This window comes from Sedimenticola hydrogenitrophicus (genome assembly GCF_025175675.1).
In the GTDB taxonomy this organism is placed as follows: Bacteria; Pseudomonadota; Gammaproteobacteria; order Chromatiales; family Chromatiaceae; genus Sedimenticola; species Sedimenticola hydrogenitrophicus.
Genome location: NZ_JANIOA010000016.1, coordinates 91011 through 98158, shown reverse-complemented (window position 1 = coordinate 98158; position 7148 = coordinate 91011). Strand labels below are relative to the sequence as shown.

Genomic DNA, 7148 nt, shown 5'->3' with positions numbered 1-7148 from the left:
GGCTATTTCTGCGGTTTTTACCCGATGCGTCCGGGACTCCAGGCGCTTTTTCCATCCCTGTTCCGGCCCCGGAGTCAAAATACGCTTTAATATAGGTTGTTTTTAGGTACAATAGCCGGCTTATTTGCAAGCGACAGTGCGCATTTCCAGCCCGGTGGAAGTTATCTAATAATTTGATTTACATGGGGTTAGTGGGAATGCACCGACGCGTGGCCAAGTACTGGAACAGGGTGCCTGATCGCTTCGGTCGCCGCCCGGTGGCAGCGCCCGAACCGGGCCAACTTTCGGCTACCGCTCCCGCGGTAACCACTTTTAACTAAAGACAGAGGAATGGCAGTAAACTCTGCCAGAAGAGGTTTTCATGCAAGTTTCGGTTGAATCGAGTGAAGGGCTTGAGCGTCGTATGACAGTTGAACTCCCTGCCGAGAAGGTCAATGCGGCAGTGGAGAAGCGGCTGAAAGAGATTGCACGGACCATCAGGCTGGATGGTTTTCGCCCAGGCAAGGTGCCTCTGTCGGTAGTACGTAAACGTTTTTCCCATGATGCCAAACAGGAGGTGTTTGGCGATCTGGTGCAGTCCAGCTACTTTGAAGCCCTGATGCAGGAGAAGCTGAATCCCGCGGGTGAGCCTTCGATCGAACCTGTGGAAAAGGGGACGGAGGAAGGGATGGCCTATGTGGCGGTTTTTGAGGTGATGCCGGAGGTGAAACTCAACCCGCTGAGCGAGGTGACGGTGAAACGTCCGGTGGCCGAGGTGACCGATGAAGATCTGGCGGAGATGGTCGAGAAGCTGCGCAAGCAGCGGATTACCTGGAACGAAGTCGATCGCGAGGCGCGGGATGGTGATCAGATTACCATCAATTTCAAAGGCTACATGGACGGCGAGGCGTTCGAAGGGGGCTCTGCCGACGGTATCCCGCTGGAACTGGGCACCAAGGGCATGATCGCGGGCTTTGAAGAGGGTCTGGTCGGTGCCAAGGCGGGTGAGGCACGCACCCTGGAACTGACTTTCCCGGAGAGCTACCATGCCAAGCAGCTGGCCGGCAAACCCGCCACGTTCGAGGTTGAGGTCATCAAGGTTTCGGAAGCGGTGCTGCCCGAGGTCAACGAAGAGTTCATCAAGGCCTTCGGTGTCAGCGAAGAGGGCGTGGACGGCTTCTATAAAGAGATCCGCGCCAATATGACCCGTGAACTTGAGGACAAGATTCGCGGTGTGGTCAAGGAGCAGGCGATGGATGCGCTACTGCAGGTGAATGAGCTGGAGGTGCCAAAGGCGCTGGTCAGCCGCGAAGCCCAGGTGTTGCTGCAGCAGACCAAGGCCAACCTGGCCCAGGGCGGACAGGGAAACAACATCAACCTGCCGGTCGAGTTGTTCGAGGAGCAGGCCAGGAAACGTGTTACCCTTGGACTCATTATTGCCGAGGTGCTCGGTAGTAATAATATTGAGCTGGATGAAGCGCGTGTGCGCCAGAAGATTGAGCAGTTCGCCCAGTCCTACGAAGATCCCCAGCAGGTTATAGATTACTATTACAGCAACAAGGAGCAGCTTTCCGGAATCCAGAATCTGGTTCTTGAGGATCAGGTGGTGGATTGGGTGCTTGACCAGGTCACGGTCGAGGATATCGCAAAAGGTTTTGACGAGGTGATGAACCCGTCAACGCCGGATGCCGAAGCTGCTAGCGAATAGGCACAGGTTAAAGGATCATTTCAGCATGACCGATATACGAAATATGGGTGGATTGGATGCAACGAATCTGGGACTGATCCCCATGGTGGTCGAACAGACCGCCCGGGGGGAGCGTTCCTACGATATCTACTCCCGGCTGCTCAAGGAGCGTGTCATCTTCCTGGTGGGCCAGGTGGAAGACAACATGGCCAACTTGATTGTGGCCCAGCTGCTCTTCCTGGAGTCGGAGAATCCGGACAAGGATATCCATATCTACATCAATTCCCCCGGCGGCTCGGTGAGCGCTGGCCTGGCGATATATGACACCATGCAGTTTGTGCGGCCGCACATCAGCACCATGTGTATCGGTCAGGCGGCCAGCATGGGTGCGCTGCTGTTGGCCGGCGGGGAGAAGGGCAAGCGTTACTGCCTGCCCAACTCGCGGATGATGATCCACCAGCCACTGGGCGGCTTTCAGGGCCAGGCCACCGATATCGAGATCCATGCCAGGGAGATCCTCCTGTTGCGCGACAAATTGAACACTATCATGGCCACTCATACCGGGCAGTCGCTGGAAACCATTGCCAAGGATACCGATCGGGATAATTTCCTCAGCGGCGAGGGTGCGGTGGCCTATGGGCTGATCGATAAGGTATTGAACCGACGTCCGGAAGGCGCCGACGTCAAGTGATATATTTATTGTAACTGATTGTTTTTAAGAGAAAGATTGATGGATGTGTTGTTGTGACCCCGACTCGCCTGAGGAGGCGTGATTACGCCCGGGGGTTGTAATGGAGATCGATCAGCCTTATACAGTATTTATGATCGAGAGCGGATTGACTGAATTACCGAGAGGATGGCTTCATGGGTGACGACAAGACAAGAGGCGATGACGGCAAATTGCTTTATTGCTCGTTCTGCGGAAAGAGTCAGCATGAAGTTCGTAAACTGATCGCCGGACCCTCGGTATTCATCTGCGATGAATGCGTCGAGTTGTGTAATGACATCATCCGTGAGGAGATGCAGGAAGGCAGTGTGGAATCTGCCGGGAAATTGCCGAAGCCGCACGAGTTGAGCGCCTTGCTCGATCAGTATGTTATCGGCCAGGCGCGCGCGAAAAAGGTGCTCTCGGTCGCGGTGTACAATCACTACAAGCGCCTGGATACCAGCAAAAACAAGGATGATATCGAGATCGCCAAAAGCAACATCCTGCTGATCGGGCCGACCGGTTCCGGTAAGACCCTGTTGGCCGAGACGCTGGCGCGAATGCTCAACGTACCGTTCACCATCGCCGATGCCACCACCCTCACCGAGGCTGGCTATGTGGGTGAGGATGTCGAGAATATCATCCAGAAGCTGCTGCAGAAGTGCGACTATGATGTCGAAAAGGCCCAGACGGGTATTGTCTACATCGATGAGATCGACAAGATTTCGCGCAAATCCGACAATCCCTCGATCACCCGTGACGTATCCGGCGAGGGCGTCCAGCAGGCGCTGTTGAAGCTGATTGAAGGAACGATTGCCTCGGTGCCGCCGCAGGGTGGCCGTAAGCATCCCCAGCAGGAGTTTCTGCAGGTGGATACCTCCAATATCCTGTTCGTGGTGGGCGGAGCCTTTGCCGGTCTTGAAAAGGTGATACGCAACCGCTCCGAGAAGGGGGGAATCGGCTTCTCCGCGGAGGTGCACAGTAAGGATGTCTCCCACAAGGTCGGTGAGATCCTGACCAGTGTCGAACCCGAGGATCTGATCCTCTACGGGCTGATCCCCGAGTTCGTCGGCCGGTTGCCGGTGGTGGCCACGCTCGAAGAGCTGGATGAGGAGGCGCTGGTGCGCATCCTGACGGAACCCAAGAATGCGCTGGTGAAACAGTATCACCGGCTGTTCGAGATGGAAGATTGCGAGCTCGAGTTCAGACCGGATGCCCTGTCCGCCATTTCACGCAAGGCGATGGAGCGGAAAACCGGTGCGCGCGGTCTGCGGACCATCATGGAGCAGGTGCTGCTGGATACCATGTATGACCTGCCCTCACTGGATAATGTCTCCAAAGTGGTGGTGGATGAATCGGTGGTCACTGGCGAAAATGCTCCCTACATCATCTATGAAGGCGGGGAGAAGAAGATGGTCGCCGCCGACTGACCCGGCTATTGCGTCGTGCTCCGATAAAACCGCTGACCGGGGAACCGGCAGCGGTTTTTTGATTCCGGCTCTTTGGAAGGAACCACGGATGGACAGGGATAAACGCGGATATCTGATTAAGGAAACATCGCAACAGGCGGATTGTCGTAACGCTGGCGGTCATGACCGCGCAGGGCCACGCGTTGCGTGATCTACCCCATCCGTGTCCATCTGTGTGTCTGCGTGGTTCGGCGCCAGTGTGACGGCACTATCTTGGGAGTGAACCACTGATGGACGCGGATGCGCGTAAAGGGGCGACGTGGAAGCCATCTGTGTGAATCCGCGGTTGAAACAGATAAATCCCTGAAGAATCAGACCCTATCGGCGGGTTGACCCTATTTCCTCGTAAAGACCATTGTCTATTGCCTTGAAATATTCCGCATAAACCCCCACCATCAACGGGACGGCAGAGTATTCATATGCCGCTACCAATTTCGCACTGTTGGCAAACCGGAAACACATTCAGCGGGCACCCCTGGGTTGTCAGCATCCAGTCAACAGGCCGCAACAGAAGGAGCACCCTCCATGGGTCAAGACGATAAAAGCACCTCCCGGATTGATAGTTCTGTCAGTCGCATTCCCGTACTCCCGCTGCGGGATGTCGTGGTTTATCCCTATATGGTGATCCCGCTTTTTGTTGGTCGTGACAAGTCGATCAAGGCGCTGGATGCGGCCATGAAGGAGGATAAACAGATTATTCTGGTAGCGCAGAAAAGTGCTGAAACCGATGAGCCGGCAGTGGCGGATATGCATACGGTAGGGACCCTGGCGAATATTCTTCAGTTACTCAAACTACCGGATGGCACGGTAAAGGTCCTGGTTGAAGGTGGCGCACGCTCCAAACTGAGCAATATTGCCGATGCCGACGGCTTTTTCACGGCCGAGTTTGTCCGCGTAGAGGATGTCGCCCCGGAAGATGACCGGGAGCTGGAAGTCCTGATGCGCTCGGCGATCGCGCTGTTCGATCAGTATGTAAAGCTGAATAAGAAGATACCACCCGAAGTGCTGACGTCGCTCTCCAGCATTGAATCTCCCAGCCGCTTGGCGGACACCATGGCTGCCCACATGTCATTGAAGCTGGACGAGAAGCAGAACGTGCTCGAGATGTCCAGTATCGGTGATCGCCTGGAACACCTGATGGGTCTGATGGAGGCCGAGAATGACCTGCTGCAAATGGAGAAGCGGATTCGTGGCCGGGTCAAGCGCCAGATGGAAAAGAATCAGCGCGAGTATTATCTGAATGAACAGATGAAGGCGATCCAGAAAGAGTTGGGCGAGATGGATGAGGCGCCCAACGAGATCGAGGATCTGGAGAACCGCATCGAGTCCGCGGGTATGCCCAAGGAGGCCAAGACCAAGGCCCAGGGGGAGCTGAACAAGCTGAGGTTGATGTCGCCGATGTCGGCCGAGGCCTCCGTGGTTCGAAACTATATCGACACCCTGGTGAATGTCCCATGGAAGAAGCGCAGCAAGATCCGCAATGATCTGAAGGCGGCCGAGGATGTACTGGAAAAGGACCACTATGGTCTGGAGAAGGTGAAGGAGCGGATCATCGAGTACCTGGCGGTGCAGCAGCGGGTGCGCAAACTGAAGGGTCCCATCCTCTGTCTGGTGGGCCCTCCGGGCGTCGGCAAGACCTCGGTGGGGCAGTCCATTGCCCGCGCCACCAATCGAAAGTTCATCCGCATGGCGCTGGGCGGGGTGCGTGACGAGGCGGAGATTCGTGGCCATCGGCGTACCTACATTGGTGCCCTGCCGGGAAAGATCATCCAGAACCTGTCCAAGATCGGTACCCGGAACCCGCTGTTCCTGTTGGACGAGATAGACAAGATGGCGATGGATTTCCGTGGCGATCCCGCCTCCGCACTGCTGGAGGTGCTGGACCCGGAACAGAACCACACCTTCGCCGATCACTACCTGGAAGTGGATTTCGATCTCTCCGAAGTGATGTTCGTGGCGACCGCCAACACCCTGAACGTGCCAGCCGCACTGCTGGATCGTATGGAAGTGATACGCCTGTCCGGATACACCGAGGATGAAAAGGTCAATATCGCCATGCGTTACCTGGTGCCCAAGCAGATCGAGAACAATGGCCTGAAGGCCAGTGAAATCGAGTTCAGGGAGGCGGTGATTCGTGACATCATCCGTTATTACAACCGTGAAGCCGGGGTGCGGAACCTGGAGCGTGAAATCTCCAAGATCTGCCGCAAGGTGGTGAAGGATATCCTTCTGACCAAATCGGGTAAGAAAGTGGTTGTTACGCCTGCCAGCCTTGAAAAATACCTGGGGGTGAAACGCTTCAGGTATGGCGAGGTGGAGGACTACGATCAGGTCGGTCAGGTGACCGGGCTGGCATGGACCGAGGTGGGCGGCGAGCTGCTGAAAATCGAGACGGCCCTGGTGCCCGGTAAGGGACGGCTGACCCATACCGGGCAGTTGGGCGATGTGATGCAGGAGTCGATCCAGGCGGCGATGACGGTGGTCAGAAGCCGGGCCGCCGCGCTGGGCATCGAGAGCGATTTTTACCAGAAACTGGATGTACATGTGCATGTACCGGAGGGGGCGACTCCGAAGGATGGTCCCAGTGCCGGTATTGGCATGTGCACCTGCCTGGTCTCTGCCCTGACCCAGATCCCGGTGCGGGCGGATGTGGCCATGACAGGCGAGATCACCTTGCGGGGTGAGGTGTTGCCCATCGGCGGGCTGAAAGAGAAGCTGCTGGCGGCTCATCGCGGCGGGATCAAGATCGTGATCATCCCGGAAGAGAACGAGCGCGATCTGGTGGAGATTCCCAGGAACATCAAGCAGAACCTGGAGATCCTCCCGGTGCGCTGGATTGAACAGGCGCTGGAGATCGCACTGGTACATCTGCCGACACCGCTACAGGAGCAGGGTGATATTGTCGAGGTGGCAAAGAGCAAACCGCGCACGGCGGCAAAGAAGGCCGCCAAAAAAGGCGGGGGGCTGACCCGGCACTGATCGGCAATCGGGCCACCGTCTGTGATGGCATCATGACGCGCCGGGATGGAAGTAGCGGTTTGCTTCTGGCCTGGCGCGCCGGGAATATGAATCTGATTTGTCGTCCGCTACGGAAAGAGGCCGTCAGTTCATGGAAACGGCGGTCCGAGCCGTTGCGGTTTTATTTTGGTGTCGAAGGGGCCAATTCCCCTGGAAACCGCATAAAATTAGGCTTTTGCGGCTTGTTTGCTTGACACTTCTTCCGGGCCACTGGTATAAATTGACCCCGTTTCGCATACCTGCAACGGTAGCCGATAAAGTATTTTACCCACGCTGTTCTCAGCGTTTT

General features: G+C 56.4%; 4 protein-coding genes. All 4 read left to right on the top strand.

Annotated elements, in window-relative coordinates:
* Positions 1-361 precede the first annotated feature (361 nt).
* The 4 genes from tig (at position 362) to lon (ending at position 6820) form a co-directional block, all read left to right on the top strand.
* The gene (gene tig / locus NPX02_RS10790; RefSeq protein WP_260293566.1) at positions 362-1687 is read left to right on the top strand and encodes a trigger factor; all 1326 of its coding nucleotides are present in this window, start codon (positions 362-364) and stop codon (positions 1685-1687) included.
* A gap of 25 nt (positions 1688-1712) precedes the next feature.
* Entirely contained in the window at positions 1713-2357 is a 645-nt protein-coding gene (clpP, locus tag NPX02_RS10785) for an ATP-dependent Clp endopeptidase proteolytic subunit ClpP (protein ID WP_260293565.1), read from the top strand.
* 173 nt (positions 2358-2530) lie between these two features.
* A complete protein-coding gene (clpX, locus tag NPX02_RS10780; RefSeq protein ID WP_260293564.1) occupies positions 2531-3802 on the top strand; it encodes an ATP-dependent Clp protease ATP-binding subunit ClpX in 1272 nt (423 codons plus the stop codon).
* A gap of 564 nt (positions 3803-4366) precedes the next feature.
* Positions 4367-6820 (top strand): endopeptidase La, encoded by a 2454-nt coding sequence (lon, locus tag NPX02_RS10775; RefSeq protein WP_260293563.1) that lies wholly within the window; start codon positions 4367-4369, stop codon positions 6818-6820.
* Positions 6821-7148: the final 328 nt, after the last annotated feature.